The organism is Methylobacter sp. sgz302048 (genome assembly GCF_052162025.1).
Classification (GTDB): domain Bacteria; phylum Pseudomonadota; class Gammaproteobacteria; order Methylococcales; family Methylomonadaceae; genus Methylobacter.
In genome coordinates this window covers 1142284-1159953 of the sequence record NZ_CP197401.1, presented here as the reverse complement: position 1 = coordinate 1159953, position 17670 = coordinate 1142284, and the positions used below count along the sequence as shown (strand labels likewise).

At 51.7% G+C, this 17670-nt stretch carries 15 protein-coding genes; 7 read left to right on the top strand and 8 right to left on the bottom strand.

Features of this window, described 5'->3' with window-relative positions:
• Positions 1-185: 185 nt before the first annotated feature.
• The 6 genes from ACTNE6_RS05605 to ACTNE6_RS05580 all read right to left on the bottom strand — a co-directional run bounded on the left by ACTNE6_RS05605 (position 186) and on the right by ACTNE6_RS05580 (position 7610).
• The gene (locus ACTNE6_RS05605) at positions 186-1040 is read right to left on the bottom strand and encodes a radical SAM protein (RefSeq protein WP_442498912.1); all 855 of its coding nucleotides are present in this window, start codon (positions 1038-1040) and stop codon (positions 186-188) included.
• A gap of 158 nt (positions 1041-1198) precedes the next feature.
• Positions 1199-2797 (bottom strand): ABC transporter substrate-binding protein, encoded by a 1599-nt coding sequence (locus tag ACTNE6_RS05600; protein ID WP_442498911.1) that lies wholly within the window; start codon positions 2795-2797, stop codon positions 1199-1201.
• A 172-nt stretch (positions 2798-2969) separates the two neighbouring features.
• Positions 2970-3785 (bottom strand): formylmethanofuran dehydrogenase subunit C, encoded by an 816-nt coding sequence (locus ACTNE6_RS05595; RefSeq protein WP_434483074.1) that lies wholly within the window; start codon positions 3783-3785, stop codon positions 2970-2972.
• Entirely contained in the window at positions 3782-4678 is an 897-nt protein-coding gene (fhcD, locus tag ACTNE6_RS05590) for a formylmethanofuran--tetrahydromethanopterin N-formyltransferase (protein WP_331818151.1), read from the bottom strand. The genes ACTNE6_RS05595 and fhcD overlap by 4 nt, the downstream gene beginning before the upstream one ends.
• Positions 4675-6342, bottom strand: a complete 1668-nt coding sequence (locus tag ACTNE6_RS05585) for a formylmethanofuran dehydrogenase subunit A (RefSeq protein ID WP_442498910.1) — start codon at positions 6340-6342, stop codon at positions 4675-4677. Before ACTNE6_RS05585 ends, fhcD begins: the two co-directional genes overlap by 4 nt.
• An 8-nt stretch (positions 6343-6350) precedes the next feature.
• Positions 6351-7610 carry a formylmethanofuran dehydrogenase subunit B gene (locus ACTNE6_RS05580; RefSeq protein ID WP_442498909.1) on the bottom strand — a complete coding sequence of 420 codons (1260 nt, stop codon included), beginning with the start codon at positions 7608-7610 and terminating at the stop codon, positions 6351-6353.
• Between the two features lie 339 nt (positions 7611-7949).
• On the opposite strand from ACTNE6_RS05580, the gene ACTNE6_RS05575 reads away from it, so the two are divergent.
• The 6 genes from ACTNE6_RS05575 to dapE all read left to right on the top strand — a co-directional run bounded on the left by ACTNE6_RS05575 (position 7950) and on the right by dapE (position 12775).
• A complete protein-coding gene (locus ACTNE6_RS05575) occupies positions 7950-8735 on the top strand; it encodes a M48 family metallopeptidase (protein ID WP_331818154.1) in 786 nt (261 codons plus the stop codon).
• 3 nt (positions 8736-8738) lie between these two features.
• Entirely contained in the window at positions 8739-9941 is a 1203-nt protein-coding gene (dapC, locus tag ACTNE6_RS05570) for a succinyldiaminopimelate transaminase (RefSeq protein WP_442498908.1), read from the top strand.
• An 8-nt stretch (positions 9942-9949) separates the two neighbouring features.
• Complete coding sequence (gene dapD, locus ACTNE6_RS05565; protein ID WP_434483068.1) at positions 9950-10768, top strand: 2,3,4,5-tetrahydropyridine-2,6-dicarboxylate N-succinyltransferase; 819 nt, start codon at positions 9950-9952, stop codon at positions 10766-10768.
• 107 nt (positions 10769-10875) lie between these two features.
• Positions 10876-11118 (top strand): hypothetical protein, encoded by a 243-nt coding sequence (locus tag ACTNE6_RS05560; RefSeq protein ID WP_194971415.1) that lies wholly within the window; start codon positions 10876-10878, stop codon positions 11116-11118.
• A gap of 7 nt (positions 11119-11125) precedes the next feature.
• Positions 11126-11587 carry an ArsC family reductase gene (locus ACTNE6_RS05555; RefSeq protein ID WP_442498907.1) on the top strand — a complete coding sequence of 154 codons (462 nt, stop codon included), beginning with the start codon at positions 11126-11128 and terminating at the stop codon, positions 11585-11587.
• A gap of 60 nt (positions 11588-11647) precedes the next feature.
• On the top strand, positions 11648-12775 hold the full coding sequence (gene dapE / locus ACTNE6_RS05550) for a succinyl-diaminopimelate desuccinylase (protein ID WP_442498906.1): 1128 nt from the start codon (positions 11648-11650) through the stop codon (positions 12773-12775).
• 10 nt (positions 12776-12785) lie between these two features.
• On the opposite strand, the gene ACTNE6_RS05545 is transcribed toward dapE, so the two are convergent.
• Both ACTNE6_RS05545 and ACTNE6_RS05540 read right to left on the bottom strand, forming a co-directional pair.
• A complete protein-coding gene (locus tag ACTNE6_RS05545) occupies positions 12786-14870 on the bottom strand; it encodes an ATP-binding protein (protein WP_442498905.1) in 2085 nt (694 codons plus the stop codon).
• 781 nt (positions 14871-15651) lie between these two features.
• Positions 15652-16899 carry a glutaredoxin family protein gene (locus ACTNE6_RS05540; RefSeq protein ID WP_442498904.1) on the bottom strand — a complete coding sequence of 416 codons (1248 nt, stop codon included), beginning with the start codon at positions 16897-16899 and terminating at the stop codon, positions 15652-15654.
• 128 nt (positions 16900-17027) lie between these two features.
• Here ACTNE6_RS05540 and ACTNE6_RS05535 point away from each other — a divergent pair, with 128 nt between their 5' ends.
• Complete coding sequence (locus ACTNE6_RS05535; RefSeq protein WP_442498903.1) at positions 17028-17531, top strand: M48 metallopeptidase family protein; 504 nt, start codon at positions 17028-17030, stop codon at positions 17529-17531.
• Positions 17532-17670: the final 139 nt, after the last annotated feature.

Below are 17670 nucleotides of genomic sequence, written 5' to 3'. Positions count from 1 at the left end.
AAAACAGGAAACCCGCCATGCCATCTGTAAAAGACAATAGGGCCAGCCGCCAGAAATTCAACCTTATCGGCATGCCCGAATCAATAGCGAGTTCTGGGGAATTATAAAACTAAAAATACCATCAGGGCTAAACGTTCACGATAGGCTAGCCATGCTCGAGGTTATGCCGAATATCCTAGCCTGAATCAAACGCTGACTGATACGTCGAAACCCAGCAGCCTGATCTCATCAGCCAAGGCACTTAATGACTCGACTGATAATTTCTCCAACAGTGCCGCTTCCGGTTGCATAGAAGGTCTGGCTATTGTATACAACATAATACCTTTCAAGCTTACATGCTTCTTATTAATTGTCTTCAGCATATCCAGATAAGCCTGCTTTTCCTCTTCTGACAAACCCCGTTTATCATAATCCAGCAAACAGGTCTGCAGCCTTGTAGGGCACAATCTTGCAGACAGCATTAAATTTTCCAGACTAGCTTGATAGCTCTGCTTTGCATTATTGATCAGCCGCCTGCCTGCTTCAGTAGCGCTATCGAACTTAAACCAGACTTCCCCGCCATATTCCTTTAACTTCTTCAACCCAGCCTGAACTCTAGGCTGATGCACCAGACTGCCATTGGTAATCAGTACGAAACTGCTCAGAGGCAAAACGCCGATTTCCGTCGCTACTTCACCGATCAAAGTCACTGCACTGGCAAATTCTTTTAAACTGGTCGGTTCGCCGTTGCCGGAAATAGCGATATCCTTGATGACACGATTGCCGTCCGGTATCAAAAACCGCTCATAGAAATTTCCGTTGAGCACATCATCCAGAAAAAACCTTAACTCGTCTTCCAATAGCTGAAAATCCATTTCAGGCGCCGCGCCAGCTTGCAAATCAGGGACTTGACAATAGACACAGCGCCAATTACAGGCATTATTGGTATTGAAGTTAATTCCGATAGACAAGCCGCCTGCCCGCCTGGAAAGTACCGGATAGACATATTTTAAGCCGGCCACATCCCGACTATGGTTGATTGTTGTTAATGTTGACGCCATAACTCTGCTCAAGCAACTTTAAATCGTATTATTCCACGTCGACCTGTAATTTTCATTTAAGTTTTTGCAGAAGGCATAAGCGAAATAACTGGATTCTTTAAAGGCAAAGCCTTGCTTGCAGAACAATTCTCCAGGAACCGTCCCTTCTTGCCAAATAGTCACTCATATACAGCATTCTTAACTTGAGATTCCAAAGACTCCTTGTCTTCAAATTTCACATGGTACATTTTTGAATCCGCCATATCGATTAACGCATCGATATCAGTACCGTCATCGGGATAAAAAGCCACGCCCATGCTTGCCGACACATAGAGTTGCTTATTTTGGTAATTTACCGGCTGACAGATAGCCTGCTTTATTTCCAGCAGCATCTCTGTGATGTCTTCTTTATTTTTGACATGATTAAGAAGCAGTACAAATTCGTCGCCGCCGAAACGGGCCGCCACATCCGATTGACGTATAAAGCTTCGCAGCGTGTTCCCCACATGAATTAACACATTATCACCCGCTTTATGCCCCAATGTATCGTTTATATTTTTGAACTGATTCAGATCAATAAAGCAGACGGCAACCTTATAACGCTCCCTTTGAGCCATTTTTAAAAACTGATCCGCCAGCAGAAACAGATGATGGCGATTATCAAGACCTGTTAGAGTATCCCGGTAGGCGATTTTTTTGATCTCCTGCTCAGCTGCCAAACGCAAACGAATCTCTCTTCTTGCGGTTCTATATGAAACAAACAAAACAACGATAACAAAGACCGCCACTATCGCCAGCGCTAAAAAAATCTCCGAATACAGCCACAACCGCTCCTTGTCTACCTTAAAATCAGGATCATAAAGAAATCCCTCCAAAGCATGATCATTTTCGACCATATTGGTCTGCACGAAAGTGCTGGCCATACGCCGCCAGCGCCAGGGATTCATATGCCCCAGCTCAACCAAATCCGGAGCAATCAATGGCCTTATTGCGTTTGCTTCAAATTCCAGCTGCGCTCTGGATTTACCGACCTTGTATTTATCCACTAACAGGTCAATGATCTCCCGAGGATGATCCATGGCATATCGCCAACCTTCAAGGCTGGCATCGCGCAATGCTTTCACCCGATCAGAATGCTTTTTTATTTCATCCTCAGTACTAAAAAGGATATCACTATAAAAATCCACACCGTAGTTAAGCGGATTAAGCACCGTATAATCGATGCCTTGCTGGCTCAGATAATAAGGCTCATTACTCAGATAAGAATTAAAGGCGGCAATCTTTCCATCAATGAGATCTTGAATATCGTAGCTGTTTGGAATGACATGAATATCAGCCCTTTTGATGCCTTCATTATGCATCATAGCCAAAATAGCTTGGTCCGACACCATAATAGCCTTGCCGGCCAAATCATGCGGAGAGAGAATACCGGCCTCTTTGCGGGCCAGCAATATAGACGGAGAATGCTGAAATATCGCCGCCAAAGCAACCAACCGCGCACCGCGCAAGCGTTCTAATAATAGCTCACTATTAGCAACACCATACTGAGCATGACCTTGAAGCACCTGGGGCAATGGTTTTTTCTCCGGTGAGACAGCGTCGATTATCACATCAAGACCGGCTTTCCGGTAAAAACCCTTTTCCAATGCCGCGTAATAACCGGCGAATTGAAACTGATGATGCCAGGGCAATTGTATATGAACAGGTTCGGCGGATATGCTGGAAAAAGACCCTAGCAATAAAACACAAAGCGCCAACCTCACCCTGATGGAAATCATGAAGGTTGCCAACGTTGCGATGGCATGGCCAATACGCCATAAATATGATTTATCAGCATAACGCTTAAGTATTTTGAGTATAATTTCGCCGTCTGTTTAGAGTTAGAATTAGCATTAACAGAAAGCCCCGAAACGGGGCTTTCTGCATTATTAAAATAGAATTTCGACTAAATTAGCTTATTTTAACTAACACTTCACCTCTGCCAATTTCCGACATGTCGCCGGCATAGCGCTGCACGCGGTTAAATGCCACAGAAGCATCGGCAAATTTGGAATTGAGTTTTTTAAATGATGCAAACAGTATAGGCAGAAAAGCCAGTGTATGGGCGCCGCAATCATTAAAACTCGCCGATAACGCCGGTTGATTCCATAACAGCAAAGTGCCGCGGCGCATGGCGTAGCCCAGATACCGGCCGGTTTTGCCCATGACGGCGATGGTGCCGGCCGTCATTCTGGACCCGCAATAATCGCCGGCATTGCCTTCAATGAGAATATTGCCGCGGCGCATGTGATCGCCCGCACGCTCGCCGACATTGCCTTTGACCAGAACCGTACCGCCTTTCATGCCCATCTTGTTGCCCGGCAAGGCAGCGCCGAGAAAGTCGCCGGCATTGCCGCCAATGACGATGAAGCCTTTTTTCATTTCACAAGCCGCAAAAATGCCGGCATTGCCCGTTACGCCGATCTCACCGGACTTCATGCCCAGCCCCAGATAAGCACCGGCATCGCCCTCGACTAAAATACTGCCGCCATCGAGCTCCTTGCCAATAAAATCGAGCTTGCCGAAACTGTTCTGAATGACGATCTTTTGCGTATCGGAACCGGAAATTTTAAACAATTCATCAACACGGATTTTGCGTTTGCCGCTTTGAAGCTCAATAGCGGCAATCTCACTCGGCTCCATGTCCTTCAGCAGATTGCAGACCAGCGGCGACATATCCACACGCTGATCCGGCCGGTGTTTCAGTGAAAATGTTAAAGCGCTCACGCCATAATCTCCTGTAAGTGAAAGTGGAACGGCCCGAGTTTGCCGCCGTAATTGCCCGCACTGATGCGCGTGATGCCGTTCTCGGCGCCTAAATCGCAGACTGCCTGTATGCCGACGCGCATGGCTTTATCGATATCCTCTTTAGTCAAACCGTCGATTACGATTTCCATGACAGATTCAACCTCAGGAGACAAATCGGTCCGGGTCATACCTTTCAAGGTCGGGCAGAAAGCATCATTGGTGGACGCGCCCAACGCTTTGTATTTCGATCCGACTTTAGATCCGGAACGTACGACGCCGCCCGGAAACGGCATGATGACGTTAGGGATTCTGCGCATCGCTTCAATCGCCGCTTCGCAGGCGGCCAGTGCCTGCGGCTGCGATTTGGCCAACACCAGGAAGTTGCCGCCGCCCACTGCATCGACTTGGCCGGTCGTCGCTTCGGCCAGAAACTCGCCGTCCATGACCGGAATACGCCAGTAGCGTTTGCCGTCTATCAGCTTGGCTACTTGAAAGCCGTCGCCGAAATAGCGCAGGTTCTTGCCCAACGGGATTTTTTTGTCGCTATCGATGCCGGCAAACAGAGCCGACGTCGGCGACGTCAATACGCATTGCCCGGCACGGGTCTCCAGTTGCTTGGCCAGCCCCTTGCCGCCCATCGCAAAGATCATGACCGAAACGCCCGGACGGCCGTCCGGGGTTTCCGAAGGGTCCAGTACACGCTCTATGCCCGCTTCACAACCGCAGGCAATCACCGAGGTGGCAAAGCCGGTCATGGCCTGAGCGGAAATCATGGCCCATTTTTCATTCTGAGCGGTAATGATTGCGCGCGTGGCTTTCATAGGGAAAGCTTCGGCAAAGGTTGCATCTATCTTTACGCCATTGATAATCATGCCACCTCTCCTTTAAGCGGATGCGCAGTCAGGCTGCCGCAGCCAATATCCATGAACTCGTCATCGCTGATTTTAAAGTTACCGACTTTCATAGTAAGGAATCGATCAAAATATTTCTGCAAATCTTTCTCTACCGATGGGTCCCAATCCGGTCTAACGATATGGGTGGTGCCCCACTTGGTGTGGACTACGGTTCCGTCTTTAACGACCAGTTCGCCGTCTTTAAAGACATAATCCGGCTTAGCGAACATTTTTTCGCGGTCGGCATTATCGGTATAAACGGTGATATCGGCCCAGTTGCCGGCACTCAGACCGCCGCGGTCGTGCAGACCGATCAGTTTCGCGGCACCGGCGCGCGTCAGGATAGCGATTTCCTGCAGACTGTATTCGCGGTCTATCGACGCCAGCGTAGTCATTTTTTGCGCTTCCGGATGGATCGTCGCCAGCATGTCGTTACGGAAACTCTTGTCCATCAGCAACCGGATCAGATGCGGATAGCTGGTGAACGGCGCGCCGTTAGGATGGTCGGTCGTCAGGAAAATGCGCCATGGATCGTCGACCAGCAGAAATGTTTCCAGGCCGATCGCCCACTGCAACGCATTGACGAAGTTCTGATCCTTGTATTTGAACGGCACGACGCCGCAGCCTGCATCGCACTCGATATCCATGCACACCCATTTATTCGGGCTGGCATGTTTATGGTTGGCGTGCTGACGCATGTTGTCGCCTGACGCGGTAACGGTCTGTCCGAACAAGACCTGTCCCACATCGATCGTGATGTTCTTGTTTCTGTTGACCGCTTCGGCAATCTGCGCGGCGCCCGAGGAGAATTTGAAATCCCCTTCCGTACCATAACTATGGAACTGGATGTGCGTTAAATGCATCGGCAGACCGCCGATGCCCTGAATCGTATCCAGCGTGGTATCCATATTGCCGGGCACGCCCAGGTTGCAGCCGTGCACATGCAACGGGTGCGCAACGCCCAACTCCTTGACCGCTGTGGCCAGTACTTGCAGGATTTCGCGCGGACTGATGCCGTAATGGCTGTTTTTCTCGTCCAGGTCGAGCTTGCGCTGGTTAAACTTGAAAGCGCTGATGCCGCCCGGATTGACGACTTTAATGCCGATGGCTTTGGCCGCATTCAGCGTCCAGGCTACGTAATCATTGATCGCTTTCTGGTCTTTCTTGGCAGTCAGCATGCGCAGCAAATAATCATCACTGCCCAGCATGGCGTAACCGCCTTTATCCAAAATGGGAATATCGGCCATCTCCATGTGCGCCTGACGCGCATTGATCGGCAATACGGCGGGTTCGAAAGCCGCGGTATAACCCATCTCGGCATAACGGTAGCCGGTCACGAACGTGCTGGGCATGGCATGACCGCAGCCGGAACGGGTCACGTCGGTACGATGCACAGGATCCTGCCGATGATCTTCAGGCAGCATGGTTCTGGCGATATTGCCCTTACCGCCGCCGATATGCGTGTGCATATCGATCGCGCCGGACATCACCACTTTGCCGGCCAGATCGTATTCTTTATCAACTTGAACGTCCGGTCCCGGTTGATTAACGATACGCCCGTCTTTGATGTAAATGTCCTGTTTCTTGCCATCAATGCCGCTGGCAGGATCATAGACAGTTCCACCTGTTAACTTTATCAACATATATTTACCTATAAAGCTTGTTCAATGGCATTCAGCACGTCAAACGTGCTGGGCAGGCCGGAATCGCGGCATTTTTTCAGGCGAATCGCAACCACGTTATCCATACGGTACGCATGGCCTGTATGATCGATACCTGGAGTGCCGACCGGGATAAACACGTCCGGCTCCTTAGAGAAGGTCATGCCGGAACGGCCGATGACTATGGTCGGCAGATTCGTGCCCGGCGGCACGGCACTGACGTTGAATGCCTGCACCCACACCAGCGCATCGGCTTCGCCATTGGCGATCATCGATTCAATGTCATTCAAATAAGGATCATATTCAGGGAAGCCCTTGGAAAAACGCGTACGCGCCGGATAACCCGTAGTCCAGCCGCAAACCTGATTGGCCGTCTGATCGCCTTCCTTGCCGCCCAAAGGCAGGCCCGAACAACGCGTATTCATATTATTGACGTCCTTGATCATCTCCGACAAGGTCTGCACGGTCAGTTCAGCCTGGCTATAAGCCAAAGCGCCTGCCGCCCAGGTCACGGCACTGTAATGCGCCGCTTTCAGTTTATCGGCGATGCCCTGCAAATCAGCGACAGCGATGCCGCCCACAGATTCAGCCCGGATCGGCTGGCCTTTAACCAGGGCTCTCAATACCGCCACGACTTCGGGCAGATCTTCCATGCCGCATTCAAAAACCTGGGCTTTCTTGCCTTTCGGCGAAGTCGATGCATCGCCGGAAGGCGCCTTGCCTAAATAGATCACTTCCCGATTGCCGGTATCTTCCAGAAACATGGCCTCTTCGTTCCAGAGATAGCGCTCGAAAAAGCGTGGGGCAAAGCTTTCAGGATCAGCACCGACAACCAGAAGCAAATCGCAGCGGTTTTTAACTTCCGCCAGCGTAGTGTTCATCCAGCCGGAATCCTGGAGCGCCAGGAAATTGCGCCTTGCCGCATTGAAATTCATGTTATCGACAACAGCGCCGCTACGGTCGGCCAATGCCAGCAAAGCCCGCATACCGTTGACATCGGTAGCGCACCCGCCGATAACAGGTTGATTGGTGCCTTTTAACAAGGCTGCCGCTTTTGCCACGGCCGCATCGAAACTGACGGCTTTGCCATCGACTCGGGGACTGGTATCGGTAATGGCCTGTTCGAAAGCAGGCGTATTAACCGAGCAGCCATTTTCAATCACTTTCAACGATAGACCGTCGACTCTGATTGTCAGGTCGTCGGTTCCAATACCGCAAAAAGGACTCGGTACTTCAGTTACTTCACTCACGCGCTATCCTCTTGTTGTCTCTATACAATTAAATCGTTGTTACCCGGCAGTCTGCCTACCGCTGTGTTTTTGAGTCCGACTGCCTATACCGCTGGGTAAATACCAGACATTCTACCCTGATTTACCATCACTGTCTCAATATACATAGACTCATCCACTTTTCCCGATAAACATAAGGCCCAGCCTGAAAATAATCAAATTGGCAGTTGATGATTCGTCGAAAACCGATCAAATTCAGCTGGCGTCAGACTTGACCCACATTCCGATTTACATTTTTAAACCTCGGACAAAAAGTTAAGTTAAAATGGCCGGCATTTTCAAACTACTGGCCATTTATCTATGTTGAAAAAAAAATTATCTGTTCTGGTAATTACATCAATATTAGCTTCCTGCGCTGTCAGCCCTACCGGCAGGCAACAATTGGTCTTCATGCCTGATGCGCAGATCAACCAAATGGGCCTGCAGGCTTTTGACACCTTGAAACAAGAAAAACCTATCAGCAATAACGGCCGATTTATACAGGCCGCCAACTGCATTGCTCAAGCGCTCACACGCGAAGTCGGCAGCGGCAATTGGGAAGTCGTAGTTTTTGAAGATCCAGAGCCTAATGCTTTTGCCCTGCCGGGCAATAAAATCGGCGTGCATACCGGCATGATCCAATTAGTCGAAAATCAGGATCAATTAGCGGCCGTAATCGGCCATGAAATCGGGCACGTACTGGCCAGGCACAGTAATGAACGCGTATCGCAAGAAATGGCGGTCAGCCAGGGCCTGGCGCTCATCCAGGCCGTCACCATGCCGGAAACTGCTTTAGGACAGACTGCGCTCGGCCTGCTGGGCGTTGGCGCGCAATACGGCGTACTCATGCCCTACAGCCGCACACAAGAGAGCGAAGCCGATATTATCGGCGTCGATTTAATGGCCAAAGCCGGCTTTGACCCCAGGCAAAGCATCAACCTCTGGCAAAGAATGGATCAGGCCGCACGTGGCCAGCAACCTATCGAATTCATGTCGACCCACCCCTCGCACAGCACCCGCATGCAGGATTTGAACCAACATATGCCGGCAGCGATGGGATTGTTCCAGCAAGCCCACTCTATGGGCAAACAACCTCGTTGCAGCTAACCGATGACGCCCTATTTAAAATATCTGCATCCGTACCCGTTTGAGAAGCTGGCGCAACTCAAACGGTGCATAGTCCCGCCCAATGACAAGGAGCATATTGCGCTATCCATCGGCGAACCCGCGCATGCTACGCCGCATCTGATTCAGGAGACCTTGCTGACGCACCTGCATGGCTTATCCAAGTATCCGACCACTAAAGGCATACCTGAATTGCGGATGGCTATAGCCGACTGGCTGAGCCGGCGTTTCAACGTTCCGTCCGAATTGATTGATCCTGAAACACAGGTATTGCCTGTCAACGGCACGCGCGAAGCGTTATTCTCGTTTGCCCAGTGCGTGATTGATGCGACCCGTCTCGCGCCGGTCGTGATCATGCCGAATCCGTTCTATCAGATTTATGAAGGGGCGGCCTTGCTGGCCGGCGCCGAGCCTTATTACCTGAATACGCTGGAAGACTCCGGCTATTTGCCGGATTTTGACGCAGTCCCTGACGCAATATGGCAACGCTGCCAGCTGATCTATGTTTGCTCGCCCGGCAACCCGACCGGCTCGGTCATGGCGCGGGCCGGTTATGAAAATCTGCTCAGGCTGGCGGAAAAATACGATTTCGTCATTGCCTCCGACGAGTGCTATAGCGAACTCTACGACGACGAGAACAATCCGCCGCCGGGCCTGCTTGAAACGGCTTATGCAATGGGTAATACTGCTTTCAAGCGCTGCGTGGTTTTCCACAGCCTATCCAAGCGCTCCAATGCGCCGGGCCTGAGATCCGGCTTCGTTGCAGGCGATGCCGATATTCTGCAGCAGTATTTTCAATACCGGACCTACCACGGCAGCGCCATGTCACTGCCGACCCAGCATGCCAGCATTGCAGCCTGGCAGGATGAAGCTCACGTAATAGAGAACCGGCAGCTGTACCGCGAAAAATTTACCGCTGTCATCGATATCCTTGCCGATGTTTGCCCGATCAGCAAACCGCCGGCCGGTTTTTATATCTGGCTGAAAGTGCCGATTGCCGACACCGAGTTCACGCAACGGCTTTTCGCCCAGGAAAACGTCACCGTGCTGCCCGGCAGCTTCCTGTCGCGCGAATTCGACGGCATCAATCCCGGCCAGAACCATGTCCGTATCGCGCTGGTTGCCCCGTTGGATGAATGCCTTGACGCGGCACGCCGCATTAAAAGTTTTATTAACTCCTTAAAGTAAAGAAAAACATGTCACAACTTGAAAAGATCATTAATGACGCCTTTGAACAACGCGCGGAAATCACGCCAGCCACTGTATCTGCCGAAATTCGCGATGCTGTTGAAGAAACCATCAACCTGCTCGACAGCGGCACGCTTAGAGTGGCAGAAAAAGTCAACGGCGACTGGGTTGTCAACCAATGGTTGAAAAAGGCGGTATTGCTGTCTTTCCGCATTAACGAAAACCGCATCATGGAAGGCGGCAATACCCGTTACTACGATAAAGTGGAAAGCAAATTCGCCTCTTATACGCCGGATGATTTCGCCAAAGCCGGCATCCGCGTCGTGCCGAACGCCGTAGCCCGCCATGGCTCTTACATCGCGCCGGGCGCCATCCTGATGCCGTCTTACGTCAACATCGGCGCTTATGTCGACAGCGGCACCATGGTCGATACCTGGGTGACGGTCGGTTCTTGCGCCCAAATCGGCAAGAACGTGCATCTGTCCGGCGGCGTCGGCATCGGCGGCGTGCTGGAGCCTTTGCAAGCCAACCCGACCATTATCGGCGACAACTGCTTTATCGGCGCGCGTTCCGAAATCGTCGAAGGCGTTATCGTTGAAGACGGCTGCGTGATTTCCATGGGCGTGTATATCGGCCAGAGCACGAAAATCTTCAATCGCATGACCGGCGAAATCACCTATGGCCGCATCCCGGCCGGTTCAGTTGTCGTGTCAGGCAACCTGCCTTCCGCAGACGGCAAATACAGCTTATACTGTGCAGTAATCATCAAACAGGTCGATGAAAAAACCCGCAGCAAGACAGGCATCAATGAGTTGTTACGCGACTAAATACCAATAACAACGAACTAAACAATAAAAATAAACCTAGGGGCGATACTTGTATCGCCCCTATTTTTTTATCAGACTATGCTTTTCCGATCGCAGGACATACAGCCATGAGCAAAAATTTATCCAATAATGCCATCATTTATGCCACGCTTGCACTCAACAGCGAAATAGCGCTGCAGAAAGAATACCTGGCATCCCCCGATGTCCCCGCTGATGAGCGTGCAAACGAAGAAGACATACTGTCCGACCTTGAGCAGGCGTTTATGGAATTTGTCGACCTGTATAAATCCCGCTGCAAGGCCGACAAAGAACTGCCCAGCATCGACGAATTACTGACTAGCCAACTGTAATCCCGCCATGTACGTACTCTACGGCATAAAAAACTGCGATACCGTCAAAAAAGCCCGCAAATGGCTGGACGAAAACAACATAACCTACCGGTTCCATGATTTCAGGACCGATGGGCTCACTTCCGAGCAGCTCGTGCATTTTGCCGCCCATGTCGACTGGAACAAACTGCTGAACCGCAGCAGCACCAGCTGGCGCCAGCTCAGCGCCGAACAGCAAGCCGATCTGACTCAGGACAAAGCCCTGAAACTGATGCTGGAAATGCCCACGTTGATCAAACGCCCGGTTCTGGATACCGGCGCTCAGATCCTCGTAGGTTTTACCGCCAGGGATGGTGGGTATGCCGCAAGCCTGTCGGGAACAGGCGCGGCGAACGCCAGGGATGGTAGGTATGCCGCAAACCTGTCGGGAACAGGTGCGGCGGACGCCAAGGATGGCGGGTATGCCGCAAGCCTGCCGGGAACAGACTAGACGAAAACCGACGCTTATTCAGCTCTCTCCGACGCTAAACCTTAATAACTCAAAATCAACATGAGCGATACACTAGAACTGCTTAAAGACCTCATCAAACGCGACTCGGTAACACCCAAGGATGCCGGCTGCCAGGACCTGCTGGCCGCGCGCCTGAACAAGCTGGGCTTCAAAGAAGAACGGCTGGATTTTGAGGATACGCAAAACATCTGGCTCAGACGCGGCGACGCGAAACCGTTATTCGTCTTCCTGGGACACACCGATGTCGTGCCGCCAGGGCCATTGGCAGCCTGGGTTTCGCCACCGTTTGAACCGACCATCCGCGACGGCAAGCTCTACGGCCGCGGCGCCGCCGACATGAAAGGCGGCATCGCCTGTTTTATCACCGCCGTTGAGCGCTTTATCGCCCAACATCCTGAACATAAAGGCTCTATCGCCATCCTGCTGACCAGCGACGAAGAAGGCATCGCCACCAATGGCGTCGTCAAAGTCGTCGAAGTCCTGGAAAAACGCAACGAGAAAATCGACTGGTGCCTGGTCGGCGAACCGTCCAGCGACAAGAAGATCGGCGATGTCATCCGTGTCGGCCGCCGCGGCTCTTTATGCGCCAGACTGACTGTTCTCGGCATACAAGGCCATGTCGCCTACCCCGAACTGGCTGAAAATCCCATTCACACTTTTGCGCCTGCGTTGAAAGAATTGACCGAAGAAGTCTGGGATCGCGGCAACAAATTCTTCCCACCGACCAGCCTACAGGTATCCAATATCAATGGCGGCACCGGCGCTGAAAACATCATCCCCGGCAGCGTGGAAATCCAGTTCAACCTGCGTTTCTGCACAGAACTGGACGAGGAAACCATCAAACGGCGCACGCAAGCCATACTGGACAAACACGGCTTCCGGTATGAACTGCAATGGCGCTTATCGGGCAATCCGTTTCTGACCGAAAAAGGCGCGCTGATCGATGCGGCCCATGCCGCCATCAAGGCCGTTACCGGTTTTGAAACGCTCGATGACACGGGCGGCGGTACGTCCGATGGCCGATTTATCGCGCCAACCGGCGCGCAGGTAATCGAACTCGGGCCGCTCAATGAAAGCATCCACAAGGTCAATGAAAATATCGGCCTGGAAGATCTGGAGGTCCTGGCCCGAATCTATGAAAACATGCTCGTTAATCTGCTGGCATAGGAAAGTCCGTTTACTGGCCGGCTTCGTTGGTCAAAGACGCCAGCAAGGAGGACAGCATATCGGGGTCAACCGGTTTCAGCAGATGATGATCGAAGCCCGCGCGCTTTGAGCGCGAGCGGTCTTCGGGCTGCCCGTAACCGGTCAAGGCAATCAGAACGGCCAGCTGGGTTTCCGGCAATTCGCGCAACCGTTGCGCCACTTCATAACCGTCCATATCGGGGAGACCGATATCCAGCAATATTGCCTGCGGCCGGAAGGCTTGCGCGCGCTCAATCGCTTTCGCACCGCTATTGGCCGTATCGACCTCATGCCCTTCCGCCTGGAGCAGCATCGACAGACTATCCAATGCATCAGGATAGTCGTCCACCACAAGAATACGCAACTTGGAACACAACGGCATAGCACCTCCTGAAGGCGCAGATTCAGCAACTTCATTATATTCGTTCGATAGCAACGGCAGACGTACCGTAAACTCACTGCCCTGCCCGATGCCTGCGCTCGACGCGTTTACACTCCCTCCGTGCATTTCGATCAGTCTGTGCACCAGCGTAAGCCCGATCCCTAAGCCGCCCTGAGAGCGGGACAACGAACCGTCAGCCTGCGTGAAAAGATCGAAGATATGCGGCAGCATATCAGGCGCAATGCCAATGCCCGTATCCCGGACCTTGATCAGCGCCATGGAGTCTTCCTGGCTCACGCTCAGCGTAATTCGGCCGCCTTCATCGGTATATTTGGCGGCATTATTGAGCAGATTCGAGAGCACCTGAGCCAGACGAAAGCGATCGCCTTTAAGCCATTGCGGCGTTGCCGAATGCAAAATGACCAGCTTCAGTCCACGCGCTTTAATCAGAGGGCTACTGGTTTCTATGGCGCTATCCACGATCTCGGCCAGATTGAAATACTCAGTCTTCAGCGAGATCTTGCCCTGCATGGCGCGCGCCACATCGAGCAGATCATCCAGTAAGCGGGCCATATGGCTGGCTTGACGGTCGATGACATTACGGCACCATTCCAGCATGGGATTGGCGGCCGTATCCTGTTCCTTTAACAATTGCACAGAATTACGGATGGGCGCCAGCGGATTGCGCAGCTCATGGGCCAGCATCGCCAGAAACTCGTCCTTGCGGCGATCGGCCTCGCGCAGTGCTTCCTCGGGGCGCTTGCGTTCGGTAATGTCATGAATAAAGCCATACCACAAAATACTGCCGTCGGCCTCAACCTCCGGAATCGAGCTGCCTTCCAGCCAAATTTCTCCTTTGGTCGGATGCCATAACCGCCATTGATTATGCCAGGGCGGCAGGCAGTGCACCGATTCGGCGGTTATATCAAGATTGTCAAGCTCAAGTGCATTGATGAAGGCAAGCAGCGTGTTTTTCCCATCAGGACAAGTATGATCCATCCACAAAGTTTCATCCGTACACCATCTGGATGGCTCAAATCCTGAAATGGCAGTAATTGAATCGCTGATAAAAGAAACTTTACAGGGAATTTTAGGATTATCGGTTCGCTCGACAGTAAAAATCGCCGCAGGGATAATGTTCACTACCCGCTTGAAACGTTGTTCGCTGCCTTTGAGCGCCTGGTTGGCGCTTAGCAGTTCTTTGGTTCTTAGCTCAACTTGACGGTCCAGGTCTTCATTTAATTGCTTTAATGTTTTTTTAGTTTTTTTATGGATAAGGATTTCTTCTTCCAGCTCCCGGTTCGCTTTAATTAACTGATTTCGGTTCGGAATCAGGACAGCTTTTGGGATGAGAGGCCATAACACGACCGCAGTCGCCAGGGAGAGGAGCGCAGTAACAGCCTTGGTTCCTGCTTCCAATCCATAGATTGGCTTCCAGATAGTGATAAGGGATATTAAATGAGTCGTTCCACAGGCCAAAATAAAGAGGCTGAATAGCACGAAAACCCATTTGTATTCGATATCCCGACGCTTATGGACAAAATAACCCAAGGCAAGAGGAATGGAAAAATACGCCAGCGAAATAATCAGGTCGGAAACAACAAACAGCCACAACAACTGAGGCTTCCAGAGAAAACAGAAACCATGCGGCATAAACTCTCCCGCACCCAATAAAAATTGTATCAGCGCTTGCACTTCTCACAGCTCCTTAATTTTTTATATTGATGCCGCCAATATCTGATGCATCACGAAATTGCGGCATTGCTTTATTTGCATGAAACGGCGGCCCACTAAATGCCATTATTCATAACGATAAAGATAAAATCATGGCAGAATAATATTTGATCATATTGTTTTCTCTTTTACCTCTCGCAGACAATCACTGGTACGTCACTTAAAGGCTCCGAAAGTTCAATAACTGATGTTACGCCGTTGCAGGGCCGAATGCGCTTGTGCCGTTTAGGCTATTCGAGGCGGGACAAGCACCAGTGTACCGACCTATGCAGTGCGAATCAATGTGCACCTGCACGGCAGATACGAATACTCCTGAAGCGCTTATCGTTGACATTTCCCTCAGGCGGCTAAAACGATTCCGCTTTTCTCATAGCTTGACTGCCTTAACCCATACCCTTCGGGACTTTCCTCGACACTAGCAGTTTTCTTCCGCCTCCGGCATAGTCGGAGGTAACTTAACTTGCTGGCGGTCGCCACTAGCAGCGGTCGTGGCCCCGGCGCTTGTGACGGCGAGATTTTCCCGAGCGCTGCCGGAGCCTAAATCATAACAAACGGAGTCGACGCCCCAGCCAGCGCGCGTTGCCAGTAGTAAGATTCCATCTAGAGCGTCTGCTCAGCAACTACTAGCCACAACAAATCGTGAAGTTGCCGGAGATTATGGCGGTCCAGCGCAGAGAGAACTACTTCTGTAACGAAGCCCTCTCGCTGCGCGAAGGCCCCCGCCAGGCCGAATCCAAGAGCCTCAAGGCAATGAAATCAGCAGATACAAACCCAATCCCACCATGACCAATCCGCTGATCAGTTTCAGCCAGCGTCCTTCCTTTTCCTGCAATCGCCGCTGGCTGAGCGTGATAATGCCAATGCCCAGCACGACAGCGTCATCAAGCATATAAGCAAGATTGTAAAGCAGCAGATAGCCATAATAGCTTGCTCCGTCCAATTGCTGCATTGTCAGTATGCGGGTATAAAGCGCCGGAAAGCCTGAAGTGCACAGAAATTCGACGATCTGTACCAGGAGGGCCAACACCACGGCGCCGATCATGGCGCCGCGCAGACTTTCGGCTTGCAGGATAGCGCGGATTCTGGCGTAAATGCCGGGCTTGGCCGACTCGGGGATTGACAGCGAAACGCCCCAGCCGTAAGCCCAGAAATCCTTCAGGTTAATCGCGCCGGCCAGTATGGCGATGCCGGCGATGATGATCTGCGACAGGCGCGAAAGGCCTATGATCAGGAAAAGGTTGAGCCAGGCGGCCATGAAGACGAAATAGGCAATGCCTTCTACGGCAATGAAGGCGCCGGCGACCGCAAACATGCGCATGCGGTCCTGCATGGGCGCCAGCAACGAAATCATCAGGATCAAAACCCACATGGAGCAGGGATTGAATCCGTCCATTAGCCCCATCGCAAGGGTGAAAAGCGGCAAACCAAACTGCTTCAAGGTAATGCGTTGTCCCAGAAACGTAAACTCCGGCTCAGGCGGTGGCGAAACACTTTCCGGTCCGCAGGACAGTGCTGCTTCCGCTTCACAGCTCTCTGCCGCCTCTGGCGATATTTTCTGCTCCGGCGGGGCTTGAGTCAGTGCATTGCGGATCAGCTTTCCCGTAGTAGACGGGTCGGTGTAACCGACGATGGTCTGGCCGTGCACATAAAAAGTCGGCACACTCACGTTGGCGCCTGTTGCTTCGGCTATCTGCTTCAGGCGTTCAAGGGCTTCAGGATCGCGCTGGGTATCGCGCACAACGATGCGCAGCCACGGCTGCTCAAGCGCCAATGCTTTCAGGAATTCTTCAGCCTTCTCGCAATGTGGGCAACCCTCGCGCACGAAAGCTTCAATATCGGCAGGCGCCTGGCGAGCCGCATCTTGAACAGCGGCCGGCAATAATGCAGCGTCCTGCGCATCGGCTGGCGCCACTCCCCCCAGAATCGACATCCAGAACAGCATCGCCAAGAAAAAATCCCAACCTATCATCTTCACTCGTTTTCTCGCCATCGCATCCTCATTTTCTTCTGACTACCCAAACTGCTCCCTGACGGGGCTTATTGACATCGCTATCGCCGCTATCATAACGTAAGCAGGCCGTCATGCAGATCGGCAATATCTCGTAATCAAGGTAAACCATGCAAGAATTAAAATATCTGGCCGGCTATTCCGAAAAAATCACTGACCAGGCACTGCATCTGATTCATGCCGGCAAGCTGGGTGAACTGTTGCTAAAAAAATATCCTGTGGCTCACGACATCAGAACGGATAAGGCGCTTTACGGCTATGTCGTCGATCTGAAGAATGAAAGACTCCGCCAATCTCAGCCACTCAGCAAAATCATTTATGACGATAAAATCAACGTCCTGCACCATGCCCTGGGCCTTCATACCTATATCTCCCGCGTACAGGGCGGCAAACTGAAAGCGAAAAACGAAATCCGCATAGGATCGGTCTTCAAGCAGGTGCCGATTGAATTTCTGCGCATGATTGTCGTGCACGAACTGGCGCATTTAAAGGAAAAAGAGCATAACAAAGCCTTTTATAAATTATGCGAGTATATGGAGCCGGCCTATCATCAATATGAGTTGGATATGAGGCTTTATCTGACGCATGTGGATTTGTTTGGCAAGCTTTACTGACTAATCTTATTACTGGCACTTTTTCCCGTTTCCAGCACCGAGCACCGGAGCTTTTGACAGCGGTAGGCTGGTTAATAAACCCAGCATTTCGAAGTCGCCCACGCCGGGCTTCCGCTAAAGCTCCAACCCACCCTACCGT

Coding starts and splice junctions, on each gene's coding strand:
- ACTNE6_RS05605 (WP_442498912.1), bottom strand. CDS start 1,040: ATGGCGTCAACATTAACAACAATCAACCATAGTCGGGATGTGGCCGGC.
- ACTNE6_RS05600 (WP_442498911.1), bottom strand. CDS start 2,797: ATGATTTCCATCAGGGTGAGGTTGGCGCTTTGTGTTTTATTGCTAGGG.
- fhcD (WP_331818151.1), bottom strand. CDS start 4,678: ATGATTATCAATGGCGTAAAGATAGATGCAACCTTTGCCGAAGCTTTC.
- ACTNE6_RS05585 (WP_442498910.1), bottom strand. CDS start 6,342: ATGTTGATAAAGTTAACAGGTGGAACTGTCTATGATCCTGCCAGCGGC.
- ACTNE6_RS05575 (WP_331818154.1), top strand. CDS start 7,950: ATGTTGAAAAAAAAATTATCTGTTCTGGTAATTACATCAATATTAGCT.
- dapC (WP_442498908.1), top strand. CDS start 8,739: ATGACGCCCTATTTAAAATATCTGCATCCGTACCCGTTTGAGAAGCTG.
- dapD (WP_434483068.1), top strand. CDS start 9,950: ATGTCACAACTTGAAAAGATCATTAATGACGCCTTTGAACAACGCGCG.
- ACTNE6_RS05560 (WP_194971415.1), top strand. CDS start 10,876: ATGAGCAAAAATTTATCCAATAATGCCATCATTTATGCCACGCTTGCA.
- ACTNE6_RS05555 (WP_442498907.1), top strand. CDS start 11,126: ATGTACGTACTCTACGGCATAAAAAACTGCGATACCGTCAAAAAAGCC.
- dapE (WP_442498906.1), top strand. CDS start 11,648: ATGAGCGATACACTAGAACTGCTTAAAGACCTCATCAAACGCGACTCG.
- ACTNE6_RS05540 (WP_442498904.1), bottom strand. CDS start 16,899: ATGGCGAGAAAACGAGTGAAGATGATAGGTTGGGATTTTTTCTTGGCG.
- ACTNE6_RS05535 (WP_442498903.1), top strand. CDS start 17,028: ATGCAAGAATTAAAATATCTGGCCGGCTATTCCGAAAAAATCACTGAC.